This window comes from Micromonospora sp. NPDC005203, assembly GCF_042872705.1.
Taxonomy (GTDB): domain Bacteria; phylum Actinomycetota; class Actinomycetes; order Mycobacteriales; family Micromonosporaceae; genus Micromonospora.
The window spans coordinates 312037-329347 of sequence record NZ_JBIAKV010000001.1 but is presented as its reverse complement, the minus strand read 5'-3'; the positions used below and the strand labels follow the sequence as shown (position 1 = coordinate 329347).

Annotated in this window: 17 protein-coding genes; 11 read left to right on the top strand and 6 right to left on the bottom strand. The window is 71.2% G+C overall.

The genetic code is table 11. The features are described 5' to 3' along the window. Positions 1-54 precede the first annotated feature (54 nt). From ACFYPM_RS01605 to ACFYPM_RS01580, 6 genes are all read left to right on the top strand, one after another. Positions 55-1089 carry a Ku protein gene (locus ACFYPM_RS01605; protein WP_387190083.1) on the top strand — a complete coding sequence of 345 codons (1035 nt, stop codon included), beginning with the start codon at positions 55-57 and terminating at the stop codon, positions 1087-1089. 75 nt (positions 1090-1164) lie between these two features. Then, the gene (locus tag ACFYPM_RS01600) at positions 1165-1803 is read left to right on the top strand and encodes a DUF4241 domain-containing protein (RefSeq protein WP_387190081.1); all 639 of its coding nucleotides are present in this window, start codon (positions 1165-1167) and stop codon (positions 1801-1803) included. Between the two features lie 146 nt (positions 1804-1949). Then, positions 1950-2633 carry an FKBP-type peptidyl-prolyl cis-trans isomerase gene (locus tag ACFYPM_RS01595; RefSeq protein ID WP_387190078.1) on the top strand — a complete coding sequence of 228 codons (684 nt, stop codon included), beginning with the start codon at positions 1950-1952 and terminating at the stop codon, positions 2631-2633. A gap of 148 nt (positions 2634-2781) precedes the next feature. Further along, positions 2782-3648 carry a hypothetical protein gene (locus ACFYPM_RS01590; protein ID WP_387190075.1) on the top strand — a complete coding sequence of 289 codons (867 nt, stop codon included), beginning with the start codon at positions 2782-2784 and terminating at the stop codon, positions 3646-3648. A 32-nt stretch (positions 3649-3680) separates the two neighbouring features. Further along, positions 3681-4334: an HAD family hydrolase gene (locus ACFYPM_RS01585; RefSeq protein WP_387190072.1), complete on the top strand. Its 654-nt coding sequence runs from the start codon at positions 3681-3683 to the stop codon at positions 4332-4334. Between the two features lie 28 nt (positions 4335-4362). After that, complete coding sequence (locus ACFYPM_RS01580) at positions 4363-5373, top strand: NADPH:quinone reductase (RefSeq protein ID WP_387190069.1); 1011 nt, start codon at positions 4363-4365, stop codon at positions 5371-5373. A gap of 184 nt (positions 5374-5557) precedes the next feature. On the opposite strand, the gene ACFYPM_RS01575 is transcribed toward ACFYPM_RS01580, so the two are convergent. After that, the gene (locus ACFYPM_RS01575) at positions 5558-7192 is read right to left on the bottom strand and encodes a fatty acid--CoA ligase (protein ID WP_387191416.1); all 1635 of its coding nucleotides are present in this window, start codon (positions 7190-7192) and stop codon (positions 5558-5560) included. 71 nt (positions 7193-7263) lie between these two features. Between ACFYPM_RS01575 and ACFYPM_RS01570 the strand changes: the two genes are divergently transcribed. Next, positions 7264-7755 carry an NUDIX domain-containing protein gene (locus ACFYPM_RS01570; protein ID WP_357812105.1) on the top strand — a complete coding sequence of 164 codons (492 nt, stop codon included), beginning with the start codon at positions 7264-7266 and terminating at the stop codon, positions 7753-7755. Positions 7756-7764: 9 nt separating this feature from the next. Here ACFYPM_RS01570 and ACFYPM_RS01565 read toward each other — a convergent pair whose 3' ends face one another. Beyond that, entirely contained in the window at positions 7765-8799 is a 1035-nt protein-coding gene (locus ACFYPM_RS01565; RefSeq protein ID WP_387190067.1) for an aldo/keto reductase, read from the bottom strand. A 127-nt stretch (positions 8800-8926) separates the two neighbouring features. On the opposite strand from ACFYPM_RS01565, the gene ACFYPM_RS01560 reads away from it, so the two are divergent. Beyond that, a complete protein-coding gene (locus ACFYPM_RS01560) occupies positions 8927-9559 on the top strand; it encodes a TetR/AcrR family transcriptional regulator (protein WP_387190065.1) in 633 nt (210 codons plus the stop codon). 83 nt (positions 9560-9642) lie between these two features. Here ACFYPM_RS01560 and ACFYPM_RS01555 read toward each other — a convergent pair whose 3' ends face one another. Beyond that, on the bottom strand, positions 9643-9780 hold the full coding sequence (locus ACFYPM_RS01555; RefSeq protein ID WP_387190063.1) for a GntR family transcriptional regulator: 138 nt from the start codon (positions 9778-9780) through the stop codon (positions 9643-9645). Positions 9781-9892: 112 nt separating this feature from the next. Further along, complete coding sequence (locus ACFYPM_RS01550; protein WP_387190060.1) at positions 9893-11002, bottom strand: NAD(P)/FAD-dependent oxidoreductase; 1110 nt, start codon at positions 11000-11002, stop codon at positions 9893-9895. A gap of 147 nt (positions 11003-11149) precedes the next feature. Here ACFYPM_RS01550 and ACFYPM_RS01545 point away from each other — a divergent pair, with 147 nt between their 5' ends. After that, positions 11150-12007 carry a helix-turn-helix domain-containing protein gene (locus tag ACFYPM_RS01545; RefSeq protein WP_387190057.1) on the top strand — a complete coding sequence of 286 codons (858 nt, stop codon included), beginning with the start codon at positions 11150-11152 and terminating at the stop codon, positions 12005-12007. Between the two features lie 45 nt (positions 12008-12052). On the opposite strand, the gene ACFYPM_RS01540 is transcribed toward ACFYPM_RS01545, so the two are convergent. Both ACFYPM_RS01540 and ACFYPM_RS01535 read right to left on the bottom strand, forming a co-directional pair. Next, on the bottom strand, positions 12053-13729 hold the full coding sequence (locus ACFYPM_RS01540; RefSeq protein ID WP_387190055.1) for an MDR family MFS transporter: 1677 nt from the start codon (positions 13727-13729) through the stop codon (positions 12053-12055). Between the two features lie 160 nt (positions 13730-13889). Next, complete coding sequence (locus ACFYPM_RS01535; RefSeq protein WP_387190052.1) at positions 13890-14426, bottom strand: type 1 glutamine amidotransferase domain-containing protein; 537 nt, start codon at positions 14424-14426, stop codon at positions 13890-13892. Between the two features lie 155 nt (positions 14427-14581). Between ACFYPM_RS01535 and rfaE2 the strand changes: the two genes are divergently transcribed. Beyond that, complete coding sequence (rfaE2, locus tag ACFYPM_RS01530; protein WP_387190049.1) at positions 14582-16435, top strand: D-glycero-beta-D-manno-heptose 1-phosphate adenylyltransferase; 1854 nt, start codon at positions 14582-14584, stop codon at positions 16433-16435. After that, on the top strand, positions 16432-17310 hold the full coding sequence (locus ACFYPM_RS01525) for a glycosyltransferase family 2 protein (protein ID WP_387190046.1): 879 nt from the start codon (positions 16432-16434) through the stop codon (positions 17308-17310). The genes rfaE2 and ACFYPM_RS01525 overlap by 4 nt, the downstream gene beginning before the upstream one ends. Position 17311: the final 1 nt, after the last annotated feature.

Here is a 17311-nt window from a genome sequence, read left to right as displayed (position 1 = left end):
GCGTCATGTTCTTTCGGATGCGAGCATGGTCGATACCGGGGAAGGGAGCGCAGGATGCGTGCCATCTGGAAGGGAGCCGTGTCGTTCGGGCTCGTCTCGATCGGGGTGAAGCTCTACTCCGCGACCGAGGAGAAGGACATCCGGTTCCACCAGGTGCACCGTGAGGACGGTGGCCGGATCCGCTACAAGCGCACCTGCTCGGTCTGCGGCGAGGAGGTCACCTACGACGACATCGCCAAGGGCTACGACATCGGCGGCGGCGAGATGGTGATCCTCACCGACGAGGACTTCGCCGACCTGCCGTTGACCAGTTCCCGCGCGATCGACGTGCTGGAGTTCGTGCCGGCCGAGCAGGTCGACCCGATCCTCTACAACAAGGCGTATTTTCTCGAGCCGGAGGGCACGGCCACCAAGCCGTACGTGCTGCTGCGCGACGCGCTCATCGACTCGGAGCGGGTGGCCATCGTCAAGGTGGCGCTGCGCCAGCGGGAGCAGCTCGCCACCCTGCGGGTCCGCGAGGGTGTGCTGCTGCTCAACACGATGCTCTGGCCGGACGAGATCCGTACCCCGGACTTCGGTTTCCTCGACGAGGACCTCAAGGTGCGCCCACCGGAGTTGGCGATGGCCAGTTCCCTGATCGACTCGATGACCGGCGAGTTCGAGCCGGACGTCTTCACCGACGACTACCGGGCCGCGTTGCAGGAGGTCATCGACGCCAAGGTGGAGGGTCGGGAGGTCGTCCAGCCGGAGGAGGTCGAGGAGGCCCCGGCCGCGGCGGTGGACCTGATGGCCGCGTTGAAGGCCTCGGTGGAGCGGGCCAAGGCGGCCCGCGGCGAGCAACCCGCCCGTGGTGGCGGTGGTGGCGGCGAGCCGACACCCATCTCGTCGGCCCGGTCGGCGCAGAAGGCGGCGGAGAAGGCGGCGGAGAAGGCCGCCAAGGCCCCCGCGAAGAAGACCGCGGCGAAGAAGCCGGCTGAGAAGAAGACCGCCGCGAAGAAGGCCGAGCCGGCGAAGAAGACCGCCGCGAAGAAGACGGAGCCGGCGAAGAAGACGGCCGCCCGCAAGAGCGCACCCCGCAAGAGCGCCTGAGGAGGTACGGCAGCGACGGCGATGTCCGGCGGGCCGGGTACGCTCCGCCGGCCGCTGGCCACCGGAGGAGCCCCTATGCCGTACACCCCTGACCTGGACCGGTTGTTGACGCCCGGCGCCCGCTTCACCGACCAGCACGGCGCGTACCTGATCGAGGTCCACCCGGTGGACGACGTGGTGCTGCCCACCGGGCAGGTGGTCGGGTGTGACCCGCTGGTCTGCCCGGACGCCGAGCCGTTCACGGTGACCGTGCCGCCGGGGCGTTATCCCGCCCGCGCCTGGGTGGCCGTGGTGCTCCGGGAGGACGCCGAGGTCGACCGGCGGGTGGCCGCACTGGAGTTGGTCGTCTCCGCCGAGCCGACCACCCGGTGGGAGCCGGCAGTCGCAGGGGACCAGGACGTCGCCACGCTCGGCGCGGACGACTACTTCGGGTACGGGGTGGACGCCGGCACCGGCACCCTCGCCGACCCGACCGCGCTCGGTGTGCTGGAAGGCTGGGACCACGACCGGGTCGAGCAGGCCTTCATGCCCGACGACCTACCCTCGTCCCCGGTCCCGAGGCTGATCACCGCCGTCCTGGACGAGGCCAGCGGGGCCAACGTCGTCACCGTGGCCACCGGTTGGGGGGACGGCTGCTACGGCACCTGGATCGGGCGTACCGCCGACGGCCGGGTCACCTCGTTCGTGACCGACTTCATGGTCATCCCGGGATAACCGCCCGGGAACGCCCCGGAACTGCCGCGCTGGGCGATCCGAGGTGTCCGTGGCCGGCACGGTGGGCCGTGGTGCGGGTACCGTGTGCGTCGGCTTTCCCCCCGGCACCGGGTGCCGGCCACACTTCGCAGCAGGGAGTCGACGACGTGAGCGAGCGGACGCAGCAGAACCGGCCGGCGGACCAGGACCAGAGCCCGGCGACCAAGTCGGGGCGCCGGCTGGCCGCCCAGTTGGCGGCGAAGAAGGCGGCCGACCGGAAGCGTAAGCGCAACGCGTGGGCCAGTGGCCTCGCCGCCGTCGCCGTGGTCGGGGTGCTGATCACCGTCTTCGTGACGATCGGCGGCGGGAGCGACGACAAGCCCAAGAACCAGGCTGACGCGACCCCGTCCGCGACCGTCCCGGCCCCCGACGAGCCCGCCGCGCCCCCCGCTCCGCAGTTGCCGGCCGGCGCCGACCCGGCGCTGGGCAGCAAGCCGACGGTGAAGCCGGGCACGGGCGAGCTCAAGAAGCTCGCGGTCACCCCGCTGATCAAGGGGACCGGCCCGGCCGTGAAGCAGGGCCAGAACATCACCACCAACTACGTGGGGGTGTTCTTCAAGGACGGCAAGGAGTTCGACTCCTCCTGGCAGTCCGGGCAGCCGGCCACCTTCCCGATCGGCGTGGGCCAGGTCATCCCCGGCTGGGACCAGGGCCTGGTCGGCGTGACCGTGGGCAGCCGGGTGCAGCTCGACATCCCGGGCGAGCTGGCGTACGGCAACGACGCCGCCAAGGCCGGTGGACGCCCGACCGGCCCGCTGCGCTTCGTGGTGGACGTGCTCGCCGCCCAGTGACCCCGTCCGGATCGCCCCGGTTGTCGCCGGGCCGCGATGGAGTTGTTCACATGGGGCTTTCGGCCCGTCACCCAGCGGCAGTAGGTTCGGCGTCACCCCGGGCGGTTCGCCGCCCGGGGTGATCCGGGACTCCGACGCGGAGGTGCAGATGACGGCGCTGGACGAGCCGGGGCGGACCGCCCGGTCGACGTGGGCGTACTTCGAGCCGGTGCACGCGGTCACCTATCTGCACCCTCGGGCCCGGGCCGCGTACGAGGCGGTCGGGCTGCGCGGCTACTGGCGCGGTTACTTCGCCGGTCGGGCCGCGCCGCTGGGAGCCGCCGAGGCGGCCCCGGTGATCGCCGCCTTCTTCACGTTCGCGCCGCCGATGGTGGCCCGCGCGCTGCCGGCGGTGTGGCGGTTGGCCACCCCGCAGGAGGCGCTGCGCGCCCGCCTGACCGGTGCCGTGCAGGCGCTGGCCGAGCTGACCTACGAGCTACCGGAGTCGCACCTGGCGGAGGCCGCCGACCTGCTGGAACGGGCCGCCTCGGCGGCGCAGACCGCCGGTCGGGTGCTCGGCGCGGTCAACGCGGCGCTGCCGGTCGGGGAATACCCGCTGGCCCGGCTCTGGCAGGCCGCGACCACGCTTCGTGAGCACCGGGGGGACGGGCACGTCGCGGCGCTGGTGGCCGCCGGCCTGGACCCGGTGGAGACGCTGACCGGGCGGGTCGCTCTGGACGGTTCGTCGCCGCAGTACCTGCTGGGCCGGGGCTGGTCCGAGGAACAGTGGCACGCCGCCCGGAAGCGGCTCACCGAGCGAGGTTGGCTGACCGGGGAAGGCGCGGCCACCGACCACGCCCGGGCCGGGTTCCAGGCCATCGAGGACGCCACCGACCGGGCGGCTGCCCACCCGTGGCAGGCGCTCGGCCCGGACGGCACGGACCGGCTCCGGGAGTTGCTGGAGCCGATCGCCAGGTCCGGCCACACCCTGCTCCCCGCGGGCAGCCCGCTCGCCCTGCCCGCGCTGCCCGGCTGACCGGGCACCCGCCGATCGGGCAGGATGGGCGCGTGACTGATGCGGTGGTCTTCGACCTGGACGGCGTGATCGTGGATTCCGAGCCGGTGTGGGAGGAGGTCCGCCGGGCGTACGTGGCGACGCACAGCGGGACGTGGCAGCCGGACACGCAACGTCGGCTGATGGGGATGAGCACCGGCGAGTGGGCCCACTATCTCAGCGGCGAGCTGGGCGTCGGCCGCACCGCCGAGCAGGTCGCCGTCGAGGTGGTCGAGGAGATGACCCGACGCTACCGGGACCACGTACCCCTCATCGCCGGCGCCGATGAGGTCGTCCGCCGGTTGGCCGTACGGTGGCCGCTGGGGTTGGCCAGTTCGTCGCCGACCCGGCTGATCGAGGCGGCGCTGGCCGCCACCGGTCTGACCGACGCGTTCGGGGCGACCCTCTCCACCGAGCAGACCGAGCGGGGCAAGCCGGCACCGGACGTCTACCTGAGCGTCGCTGAGCGCCTCGGCGTCGACCCGGCCCGCTGTGTGGCGGTGGAGGACTCGTCGAACGGGGTGCGTTCGGCCGCCGCGGCGGGGATGCGGGTGGTGGCGGTGCCGCACCTGTCGTACCCGCTCGACCCGGACGCCGCGCGGCTCGCCGTGGTGACACTGGGGGCGATCGGGGAGCTGACCCCGGAGCTGGTGGAGAGCCTGGGTTGACGCCAGTCGAGAGGGGTAGAGACCACGGATGAAAGCGATCGTGTACGAGCAGACCGGCGACCCTTCGGTGCTGGAGCTGGTCGATCGGCCGGTGCCCGAGCCGGGGGCTGGTGAGGTCCTGGTCCGGATGGCGGTGTCGGGGGTCAACCCGACCGACTGGAAGTCCCGGCGCTCCTCCGCGCCGAAGGGTTGGCAGATTCCCGGGCAGGACGGCGCGGGGGTGGTGGAGGCGGTCGGCGACGGGGTCGACCCTGACCTGATCGGTGAGCGCGTCTGGATCTGGGAAGCCGCCTGGCAGCGGCCGTGGGGCACGGCGGCGGAATACACGCTGGTGCCGGTCCGACAGGCGGTACGCCTCGGCGACGCCCCGTTCGAGCTGGGGGCCGCGCTGGGCATTCCGTTCCTCACCGCGCACCGCTGCCTGACCGCCGGCGAGTTCATGCCGGACACGCTGCGTGCCGGTGCGCTGGCCGACCACACGGTGCTGGTGCAGGGCGGGGCGGGCGCGGTGGGCAACGCCGCGATCCAGCTCGCCCGCTGGGCCGACGCCACGGTGGTCGCCACGGTGAGCAGCGCCGAGAAGGCACAGCTCGCGGCGGCTGCCGGTGCCTCCTACGTGGTCAACTACCGCGAGCAGGACGTGGTCGAGGAGGTCCGCAAGATCGCTCCCGACGGGGTGCACACGATCGTGGAGGTCTCCCCTTCGGCCAACGCCGCGATCGACGCTCAGGTGCTGCGGCATGGCGGCGCGGTCTGCATGTACGCCGACGACGGCGGCGACGAGGTGAGCATCCCGATCCGGGCGATGATGGTGCCGAACGCCAGGTGGCAGTTCGTGCTGGTCTACACCGAGCCGAAGGCGGCCAAGGCGCAGGGCGTCAAGGACGTGGCGGCGGCGGCCAACCAGGGCGGTCTGCGGGTCGGCGCCGATGCCGGCCTGCCGCTACACCGCTACTCCCTGGCCGAGACGGCCGCAGCGCACCAGGCGGTGGAGGATTCGACGGTGGGCAAGGTGCTCATCGCCACGAGCGACGCCTGATCGGGTCGCTGACCACCTGATTTCCCCGTCATCAGGACAGAGGCGAACAAGTTTCGCAACAATGGCTATGCGGGTCACCCCGCGTGGAACGGGCGGCCCCGGCGCGGTGCGAACGCCGGGGCCGCCCCTGCGAGGAATGTCGACTGGCACTCCACGCCGCCCTGCGACAGTGCCGGGGGAAACGTTACGGCGCTGTCAGCTCCCGGACAGTCAGCTCGCCGTCGGCGTACCGCGAACGGACGACCTTCTTGTCGAACTTGCCCACGCTGGTCTTCGGCACCGTGTCGATGAACGCCCAGCGCTCGGGCAGCTGCCAGCGCGCCACCGAGCCGGCCAGGAAGTCCCGCAGGTCCTCGGCGGTCACCGAGGCGCCCTCCCGGACCACCACCGTGGCCAGCGGGCGTTCGTCCCACCGCTCGTCCGGCACACCCACCACGCACGCCTCCAGCACCGCCGGGTGGCCCATCAGCGCGTTTTCCAACTCAACCGAGGAGATCCACTCACCGCCGGACTTGATCACGTCCTTGGCGCGGTCGGTCAGGGTGATGTAGCCGTCCGGCGAGAGCGTGCCCACATCACCGGTGCGCAACCAGCCGTCGCGGAACTTCTCCTCGTCCGGGGCGTCCTCACCGACGTACCGGGCGGTCACCCACGGCCCACGGACCTCCAACTCGCCCACGGCCGTGCCGTCGGCGGGCATCGGGTCGCCGGACGGGCCGACGATCCGCGCCCGCACGCCCGCCGGCACCCGCCCCTGCGTGTAGCGGTAGCGCCACGCTTCTTCACCGGTCGCACCGGCCGGCGGGCGCGAGACCGACCCCAGCGGGGACATCTCGGTCATCCCCCAGGCGTGGATGACGTCGATTCCGTGCCGCTCGTCGAACGCGTGCATCAGCGCCGGCGGGCACGCCGAGCCGCCGACGATCACCTCGGTGAGCGAGGACGTGTCCACGTCGTGGGTGTCCAGGTAGGCCAGCAGATCCGTCCAGATGGTCGGGACCGCGCCGGCCAGGGTGGGCCGCTCGGCGGCGATCATCTCGGCGATCGGCGCGGCCTGGAGGAACCGGTCCGGCATGATCAGCGACGCGCCGGAGAGGAACGCCGCGTACGGCAGACCCCACGACATGGCGTGGAACATCGGCACGATGGCCAGCTCCCGGTCGGTCGGCGCGAGACCGAAGCCCTCCGGCATGCAGACCTGCAACGAGTGCAGGTAGATCGACCGGTGCGAGTAGGCCACGCCCTTCGGGTTGCCGGTGGTGCCGGAGGTGTAGCAGAGCGCCGCGGCGTCGTGCTCGTCCACCTCGGGCCAGTCGTACACCTCGGGCCGGTCGGCGAGCAGCGCGTCCCAGTGGTGCACGGTGATCCGGTCACCGGCCGCCGCCACCAGCGGCGCGGGGTCGCCGCCACCGACCACCACCACGTGCCGCACCGTGGTCAGCTCACCGATCACCCGGGCCAGCAGCGGGATGAGCGTGCTGTCGACGAGCACCACCCGGTCCTCGGCGTGGTTGGCGATGTAGACGACCTGGTCGGGAAAGAGCCGGATGTTGAGCGTGTGCAGCACCGCACCCATGCTCGGCACCGCGAAGTAGGCGACCAGGTGCTCGTTGTTGTTCCACATGAAGGTGGCGACCCGCTCGTCGCCGGTCACCTCACACTGGTCGCGCAGCGCGTGTGCCAGCCGGGCGGCGGTGCGACCCACCTCGGCGTACGTCATCCGGCGGGGCTCGGCGCCCGTCCAGGTGACCACCTCGGCAGAGCCGTGCACTCCTGCGCCGTGATCGAGGATCCGGGAGACCTGCAGAGGGGCGTCCATCATCGTGCTACGCATGGGTAACAAGCTAGTGTCGGCGGTCACACGTTGGGAACCCCCGTAAATTGTCGCAGGTGAGCATTTCCTGGGCCGACTCGTACGTGGGGCAGTTGCGCGCGCTCGCCGGGGATCGGACGCTGATGTTCGTCGGTGCCCGCGCCGTGGTCAGCGACAACGCGGGACGCATCCTGCTGATCCAACGCTCGGACAACGGCCAGTGGGCCATGCCGGCCGGGGCGATGGAGTTGGGCGAGTCGATCGCCGACTGCGCGGTCCGCGAGGTCCGCGAGGAGACCGGGCTCCGTGCGCTGCGGGTCTGCGCGTTCGCCCTCTACACCGGCCCGGACCGGACGAGCACCAACATGTACGGGCACACCTACCAGGTCTTCACCACGGCCTTCCGGGTGGAGGAGTGGGACGGGCAGCTCGCCCGGGTCACCGACGAGACCACCGACGCCGGCTTCTTTCCCCGCGACCGCTTCCCCGCCCCGCTCTCCACCTCGGTCACCGAGACCCTCGCCGACCTGGACGTCTTCGAGCAGACCAACCGGCTCATCCTCAAGTAGGGCGTTGCCTCACTGCGGGTAGCGCATCCCGGCGAAGAACCCCTCCTGGATCCAGTTCGGGTACGCGACCGGCAGCTTGCTGACCTCGTCCAGCTCGCTGAGATCCTGCGCGGTGAGCGTGAGGTCCGCGGCGGCGATGTTGTCCACCAACTGCTCGTGCTTGCGGGCACCGACGATCACGCTGGTCACGGCCGGCCGGGACAGCAGCCAGGCGACCGCCACCCGGGCCGGGCTCACCTCGTGCCGCTCCGCGACGCCCTTGAGCACGTCGACCACGCCGAAGGCGGTCTCGGGGTCGAACGGCGTGAAGCTGGCGTAGCCGGGCTGGGCGCTACGGGCGCCACTGTCGGCGACGGCGCCGTCCCGGCTGACCTTGCCGGAGAGGAAACCGCCGGCGAGTGGGCTCCACACGGTCAGCCCGATGCCCGCGTCGAGTGCCATCGGCACCACGTCGCGCTCGACGTCGCGACCCAGCAGGGAGTAGTACTCCTGCACCGAGACGAAGCCGGCCAACTTCTCCCGGGCGGAGATGCCCAGCGCCTTGGACAACTGCCAGGCGGCGAAGTTGGCGGCGCCGATGTAGCGGACCTTGCCCTGCCGGACCGCGTCGTCGAGCGCGTGCAGCATCTCCTCCATGGGAGTGACCTGGTCGAAGTTGTGGATCTGGTACAGGTCGATGTGATCGGTGCCGAGCCGCCGCAGGCTGTCCTCGAGGTTCTGCATGATGTGCAGTCGGGAGGTGCCGACGTCGTTCGGGCCGGGGCCGGTCCGGGAGTGGACCTTGGTGGCCAGCACCACGTCGCGACGTCGCCTGCCGAGCGCCCTGCCGAGCAGTTCCTCGCTCTCGCCGTCGCTGTAGCCGTCGGCGGTGTCGACGAAGTTGACCCCGGCGTCCAACGCGGTGTCCACCATTCGCTGCGCCTCGGGCAGCGCCAGCCCGCCCAGACCCCCGTAGATCGGGTGCCCGTTGCCGCCGAAGGTCATCGCGCCGAGCGAGATCTCCGAGACGTACACCCCGGTGGTGCCCAGCAGTCGGTACTTCACGTGTCGCTCCTCGTGATGCGGGGTTCGGAGGCCGAGGTCAGGCACTCCGTGGTCATAGTGTCGGACAGTGTGTCCGGCGCCGAGCGTACGTCGCCGATCCGACCCCCGGCCACCTAGGATTCCGGCTATGCCCTCCATCACCCGCCGCCGCCCGAGCAACCCCGACGGACGAGCCGCCGTCGAGGCGCGGGTGCTGGCGGCCACCGAGCGACTGCTCCAGCAGGGGGCTCGCTTCACCGACCTCGGCGTCCAGCGGATCGCCGCCGAGGCCGGGGTGGCGCGGTCGACCTTCTACACCCACTTCCGGGACAAGAGCGAGCTGCTCATGCGCCTCGCCGGCACCATGCGGGAGAGCGCATTCGGGCGCACCGGCGAGTGGCACCCCGGCGACCCCCGCGACCCGCTCGCGGTGCTCACCGAGATCTTCGCCGACGTGATCCGGATATACCGGACGTATGCCCCGGTGCTGGCGGCGATCAGCGAGGTCGCCGCGTACGACGAGGTGGTCCGGGAGTACTGGGCGACGGGGTTGGAGCAGTTCGTCACCCGCACCGCGCAGGCGCTGCGCGCCGAGCAGGAGGCCGGGCGCACCCCCGCGGGCATGCACGCGGAGACCGCGAGCCGGTTGATCGTGATCGGCGGTGACCGCTTCCTCGCCGAGCACGTCAGCGCCACCTCGGCCGACCCCGAGACCGACGCGGCGGCCGCCCGGGAGTTGGCCGCGACCTGGTGGTACGGCGTCTACCGCCGCCCCGCCTGACGGGCGTCACCTCTCGTCTGGCGCCTGATACCTGGCGCTGGTCGCTCGGCTTCTCCCGACAACCCCTCTAGCACAGGGCCGAACTAGTCCGCTTCCGCCACGAACACGCCCTGGCCCTGCTGGCCATAGACCAGGTTTCGGTCGTGCAGCTCTTTCACGGCGCGATAGGCCGTCGAGCGTGCGACGTTGTAGATCTCGCCGATCTCGGAGACCGACGGCAACTGGTGACCCGTAAGGCCCTGATCGACTCGTGTTCACTGAAGTCGGGGTGTCCCACTGCGAAGGACGCCCCGACTTCCGTGATCTCGTGTTGATCAAGGGCGCGGGCCGGCCTCAGGCGGCGGTCGGACCGAACTGTTCGGTGAAGCGCCCGGTGAACAGGTCCACGCCCTTGTACTCGGCGACCGTCGCGGCGGGGACGACGGCCGGGCCGTCGGGCGTGGGCATCTGGCCGACACCGTGTCGCGATCCGAGCGGGATCAGGATCATGGGATGGGGCTTCGGTTGGTAGGTGGCCGTCGGCAGCCCGCCACCCAACTGCGCGGTGATGTTCTGCGCCACGACCTCGGCGTGCTGCAACGCGTACGCGGCCATCTTGTCCTCCGCGACATCGGTGAGGTCGCCGATCGCGTAGACGTGTTCGAGGATGTCGTCGGACCCGCGGACGTTGAGGGTTTCCGTGACGGCCACCTGCCCCTGCGAGGTGAGCGTCGTCAGTCGGCCGTCGCCGAGGTAGTCACTGTTGGTCCGCAGACCAAAGGCACGGAACCAGATGTCGGCGGTGATCTTGTCGCCGTCGGTGGTGGTGACCGTGACGGTCGCGGCCCGATTGGCGTCGGTCGTCAACGGTGCGGCCAGGCTGGTGCCCAGCCGCACCTGGATGCCCAACTCGTCGAGTTGCCGGTGCAGGTCATCGCGCATCTCGGGCGCGAAGCCGGGCAGCAGCTGCTCGGCCGGATCGACGAGGGTGACGTGCTTGTCCGGCCAGACCTCCTTGATCTCACCGGACAACTCCAGTCCGACCGGCCCGGCGCCGAGGATCAGGACCCGTTCGGCGCTGGCCAACTCCTTGTTGGTCTGACGCAGGTCGTCGAGCGCCGCGTCGACGGAGTCGGCGGTGGGCCTGGCCGGGTAGGCGTAGCTGGAACCGGTGGCCAGCACCAGATAGTCCGCCGCGACACGCTGACCCGAGGCCAGCGTGACACCACCGGGATCCACCGAGACCGCTCGATCCCGGATCACCGTGCCCCGCGTGAGCACCGTGTCGAAGGGAAAGAAGATGTTGCCTGCCCACTCGGGCCGGACCAGCGCCCGCAGCGCCCCGGCGACGTTGACGAACGCGTCCCGAGGATCAATGAGGACGACATCGGCCACCGACTCCAGCGCCTTGGCGACCGCCGTACCCCCGTAGCCGCCGCCGACGACCGCAACCGTACGACTCATGACCCAACTCCAACCCACCAGAACTTCCGCCCGACAGCTGTCGAGCGCCTCCCTGCACGGTCGTCAGTCGGCGGGAGCCCAGGGAGACCGGACCAAGGCTGGTAGTGGCAGGGACACCATCCGATCGGCCGGCGTTGTTACCTTCGGATGGTGAGCGACAACGAGCTTGGGTTGTTCCTGCGCCTCCACCGGGAAGCGGTGACACCGGCCGAGGTGGGGCTCCCCGCCGGGCCGCGCCGTCGCGCCCCGGGGCTACGCCGATCCGAGGTGGCGGCCCTCGCCGACGTGAGCGTCGAATACGTCACGCGACTCGAACAGGGCCGCGACCGTCGACCGTCCCCGCAGGTGCTCGCCGCGCTCGCGAACGCACTCCGGTTGAACTGGCACGAACGGGCCCACCTGCACCACCTCACCAAGGCCGCCGATCCCAGCTACACCTGCCGGGGCCGCATCCCCCCGAGCGGCGAGGTACGTCCGACCGTGCGGGCGCTGCTCGACCGTCTCGGACCCGCACCGGCGGTGCTGCTCAACCGGCTCAGCGACGTCCTCGCCCACACCGCCGGGTACGTGCGGCTGGTCGGTCCGATCGGTCTGCTGGACGCGACGCCGGCCAACCTCGCCCGGTTCATCCTCGGCGACGCCCGGGCTCGCAGCGCGTACCCCGACTGGGACCACCTGGCCGACGAGCAGGTCGCCGCCCTCAAGCAGGGTCCGTTCCGGGCCTACCCGCCGATGGCCGCCCTGGCCGACGAGCTGACCATCACGGCGGGCGACGCCTTCACCCGGCGCGTCGACACAGTGCCCAGCCTGCCGAAGGCCAGCGGCATCGTCCGGCTGGCCCATCCCGAGGCGGGTCTGCTCCGGCTCGCGTACGAGACCCTCGAACTCCCGGCGGACGACGACCAGCGTCTGATCGTGTACCTGCCCGCCGATACGGCGACCTCCGACGCGCTCGACCGCCTCGACAGTCGACACCCGCAGCCGCTCCGCCTCGTGGCCGGCTGACGCCGACCGCCCCGGAGCAGTCCGGGGCGGTCGGTGTCGAGACGCTCAGATCATCGTCTGGGACTTGGCCTCCATGTCGGCGGCGGCCTCCTCCTTGGACTCGCGGGTCAACGGCTTGCCGCCGGGAGCCGGGGCCTCACCGCCGAGCGGGTCGGCACCACCGGTGGCGCCCTTCGGCCCGGCCCCGCGCAGCTGCGTGTTGGGCAACGCCAGGGTGACCACCACCGCCACGATGGCGATCAGGCCAGCCGTCAGGAAGACCATGTCCAGCGCGTCGACGAAGGCGCCCTGGATGGCCGCGCGCACCGGCCCCGGCAGGGCCAGGATGGTGGCCGGATCGTTGATCGAGATGTTGGTGCCGCCACTGGCCGCCACGGCGGCCTGCTCCTGCGGCGGCAGTTGCGCGATCGCGCCGGGCAGCCGGTCACCGAGCCCGCTGGCCAGCCGGGACGAGAGCACCGTGCCGAGGATCGCCACACCGAACGAACCACCCAGCGACCGGAAGAAGGTCGCCGAGGATGTGCCGGCGCCCAGGTCGCGGACGGACACCGCGTTCTGCACCGCCAGGATCAGCGACTGCATACACAGACCCAGACCGATGCCGATCACCACCATGAACCCGAACGCCACCCAGAGGGAGGTGCTCACCTCCAGCCGGGTGAACAGGAACATGCCGACCAGCAGCGTCACCGACCCGGCCACCGGGAACCACTTGTACCGACCGATCCGGGTCATCGCGCGACCGGTCAGGATCGAGGTGATGATGATGCCGGCCATCATCGGCAGCATCAGCAGACCACTGCGGGTCGGCGAGGCGCCCTTGACGATCTGCAGGTACAGCGGGATGAAGATGATCGAACCGAACATCACCAGACCGATGACCAGAAGCGCCGAGTTGGCCAGGGCGAAGGTGGCGCTGCGGAACAGCCGCAGCGGCAGGATGGGCTCGGCCACCCGGGCCTCCTGAAGGACGAAGAGCACCCCCAGCACCGCACCGACGACGAAGAGCGTGATGATCACACCCGATCCCCAGGCGTACTCGTTGCCACCCCAGCTCAGCGCGAGCAGCAGCGAACTCACCCCGGCGACCAGCAGCCCGGCACCGAGCCAGTCGATCGAGTGGTCCCGCCGTTCGAACGGGATCAGCCGCATCACGTGGTAGCAGACCACGATGGCCAGGATCGCCAGCGGCACGTTGATGTAGAAGATCCACCGCCAGTCGGTCTCCGCGAAGTACCCGCCGACCAGTGGCCCGGCCACCGACGAGATCCCGAAGACCGCACCGAAGAGACCCTGGTAGCGCCCGCGTTCCCGGGGTGACACCACGTCCGAGATGATGGTGAACGCGAGCGTCAGCAGACCGCCGGCGCCGAGACCCTGGATGCCCCGGGTGATGATCAACTGGGTCATGTTCTGCGACAGCCCGGCCAGCAGCGACCCGACCAGGAACGTGCCGATCGAGAAGAGGAAGACCGGACGGCGGCCGTACAGGTCGGCCATCTTGCCGTAGAGCGGCGTCGACGCCGTCGAGGCGAGCAGGTACGCGGTGACCACCCACGAGTAGTGGTTGATCCCGCCCAACTCGCCCACGATGGTGGGCAGGGCCGTACCGACGATGGTCTGGTCGAGTGCGGCCAACAGCATTCCGGTCATCAGGCCGAACATGAGCAGCCGGATCTGCTGACGATTCAGCACCGGCGCGGCGGAGGCTTCGGTGGTCATGTGGCCTTCTATCCCGCACACCGCAGAACATGCGCCCACCCCACCAAAAACCCACCCCAGCGGACCCTTCCCCCGCCCTCAACAGCGGTGATCAAGAGGTTTGCGTCATTTTCGCGGCCCAGGCTGACGCAAACCTCTTGATCACCGAGGCAAAGGGGGGTTAGGCGAAGGTTTTGGTGATCTTTTCGCAGAAGGCGGGGAGGTCGTCGGGGTTGCGGCTGCTGGTCAGGTTGCCGTCGGTGACGCACTCCTCGTCGACCCAGGTGGCGCCGGCATTCGTCAGGTCGGTACGCAGGCTGGGCCACGACGTGATCCGTCGGCCGCGCACCACGTCCGCCTCGATCAGGGTCCACGGACCGTGACAGATCACCCCGACCGGCTTGCCCGCTTCGAAGAACGCCTTCACGAACCGCACCGCGTCCGGGTCGCTCCGCAGGAAGTCCGGGTTCGCGACGCCTCCGGGGAGCACGAGCGCGTCGTAGCCGTCGGCGTCCGCCTTGTCCGCGGTCGCATCCACGTCGTACGTCTTCGACTGGTCCAGGTGGTTGAAGGACTGGATGGACCCGGGCTTGAGCGAGACCAACTCGACGATCGCGCCGGCGTTCTCGACCGCCTCGCGCGGCTGGACGTACTCGGCCTCCTCGACGCCGTCGGCGGCCAGGAAGGCGACCCGCTTGCCCTGTAGTTGCGCTGCCATCTCGGTACATCTCCTTTCCGGGGTTACCTCAATTCCCTTCCCGCCTCCGGACGTCCGAAACGACCCAGCCGGCCGCTAAGGGCACGGTGGGGACACAGCCGCAGGTCGGGGGCGGGTCAGGTTTGGCCCGGAGGGCGCTGGGGACCCGGGGAGGCATGGCAGGAGCAGCAGCGGAACAGCGCCGGCTCGCCACCGTCGTGGAGAGCTGGCTCGAACGCCCGGTCCTGATCGTCGGTGACGCCATGTTGGACGAGTGGCGGTTCGCCGACTCCGACCGACTCTGCCGAGAGGCGCCCGCACCGGTCCTCACCCTGCGCCGACGGATCTCCGCCGCCGGTGGGGCCGCGAACACCGCGGTGAACGTCGCCGCCCTCGGCGGCCGGGCGGTGCTGGTGGCACCGGTCGGCGCAGACGTGGCCGGCGACGAGTTGCACGACTGTCTGGACCGCGCGGGCGTCTGGGACCGCACGGTCAACCAGCCCGGACGGCCCACCCCGGTCAAGCGGCGGATGCTGGCCGGCAACCAGATCCTGCTCCGCGAGGACTCCGGCGACCCGGACGACGCGCTCGACCCGGAGGGCGTGACCCGGCTGCTCACCGCCCTGAGCTGCGCCACCGAGGAGCTGCGCGCCGCCGCCGGCGGGCAGGCGCCGACCCTGGTGGTCTGCGACTACGGCCTGGGGGCGCTGCCCGCGCCGGTCCGCGCGTGGCTGGTCGAGCAACGCGAGCGGTACGCCACCGTCGCGTTGGACGCCCACGACCTGGCCGACTGGCGGGGCCTCGCGCCGACAGTCGTCACGCCCAGCTTCGCCGAGGCGACCCGGCTGCTGGCCCGAGCCGGCGCGGCGACCCGACCGACCACCGGCATCGACCTGCATTTGGAACACCCGCACGGCGACCCGTCCGACGGCCCGTCCGAACTGAGCGTGGGCGCGGCCCCGGGCGGCGTACGCGCCGACGACGTCACCGAGAACCACCCGGGACCGGTCGGTGAGCCCACCCCGGGTGAGGACCGGGTGGCTCTCACCGGCGACGGGCTCAGCGTCACCGGCACCGGCGTCACCGTGAACACCCGGGCCGGTGAGGGCGTCGACCGGGCCGTCCTGGCGGAGTCGCGCCTCGCGGAGCTGCGCGCGCACACCGGCGCCGACGTGGTCGCGGTGACCCTGGACACCGAGGGGGCGGTGGTGGGTGGCGCCGACGGGGAGCCGCGGCGCAGTCACAGCACGCCGGTCCCGGCGAGTCACGCCGTGGGCGCCGGCGACGCGTACCTGGCGGCGATGACGTTGGCCCTGGCCGCCGACGCACCGCTGACCACCGCCGCCCAGCTCGCCCAGTTGGCGGCCACCATCACCGTCTCCGACACCGGCACCTGCGTGTGCCGGCGGGAGGATCTGCTCACCGCGCTCGGCCAACCGACCGAGACGATGAGCCATCCCGCGCTGGTCGGCACCGACGAGTTGGACGCGATCGTCACCGAGCACCGCGAGGCGGGACGGTCGGTGGTCTTCACCAACGGCTGCTTCGACGTGCTGCACCGGGGGCACGTGCGCTACCTGGAACAGGCCCGCGCACTGGGTGACCTGCTGATCGTGGCGGTCAACTCGGACGGCAGCGTACGCCGGCTGAAGGGTCCGGACCGGCCGGTCAACCCGGTCGAGGACCGGGGCGCCCTGCTCGCCGCGCTCGCCTGTGTGGACCATGTGGTGGTGTTCGAGGAGGACTCACCCGCCGCGTTGATCGAGGCGGTCCGGCCGGACATCTACGTCAAGGGCGGGGACTACCCGCCGGAGCTGGTGCCGGAGGCGCCGCTGGTGCGCCGGCTGGGCGGTCAGGTGCACACCCTGGGGTACGTGCCGGACCGGTCCACCTCGGCGATCATCGAGCGGATCCGGTCACACAGCCAGGACCCGTCGCCGACCACAGGTGAGCGGAAACCCGACCCGTCGCCGACCACAGGCAGGCGGGAACCCGACCCGTCGCTCAGCTCCCGTACCCAGGCGTCGTGAACCGCCCCCTCGACCTCGGCACCCCGGCGGAGTTCCGCACCGACCGGCTGGTCGACGTGTTGATTCCGACCCGGAACCGGCCCGCCGAGTTGGCGGTCACCCTGGGCGGACTCGCCGCCCAGGACGGGGTACCCGGCTTCGGGGTGGTGGTCAGCGACCAGTCCGACGGGGATCCGGCGTACGCGCATCCCGCCGCGGCCACCATGGTCCGGGCGCTGCGGCACCGGGGTCACCCGGTGCTGCTGACCCGCCGGCTGCCCCGCCGGGGGTTGGCCGAACACCGGGCGTACCTGCTCGCCGCCTCGACCGCCCGGTACGTCCTCAGCCTCGACGACGATGTCTGGTTGGAACCGGGGACGCTGCACCGGTTGGTGACGGCGATCGGGGAGCTGGGCTGCGGATTCGTCGGCAACGGAGTGCACGGGCTCTCGTACACCGATGACGTGCGGCCGGACTCCCACGGGCACTACGAGGAGTGGGCCGGCCCGCCCACGCCGGAGCGGATCCGACCCGACACCCCGGAGTGGAACCGAGCACGGATCCACTCGGCGGCGAACCTGCTGCACATCACCGATCGACTGGCGCTGCCGCCGGGGGCGTGGCGGGCGTACAAGGTCTCTTGGATCGGCGGGTGCGTGCTCTACGACCGGGCCAAGCTCGTCGACGCCGGCGGCTTCGACTTCTGGCGTCGGGTGCAGGAGAAGCACCAGGGTGAGGACGTGGCCGCGCAGCTCGCGGTGCTGGCCCGCCACGGCGGTGCGGGCATCCTGCCCAGCGGCGCGTACCACCTGGAGTCCCCCACCACCGTCACCGACCGGGACGTGGAGGCGTGGGAGGTCGTCCTCGCCGACGAGGACAGCCCGCAGCCGGCCTGAA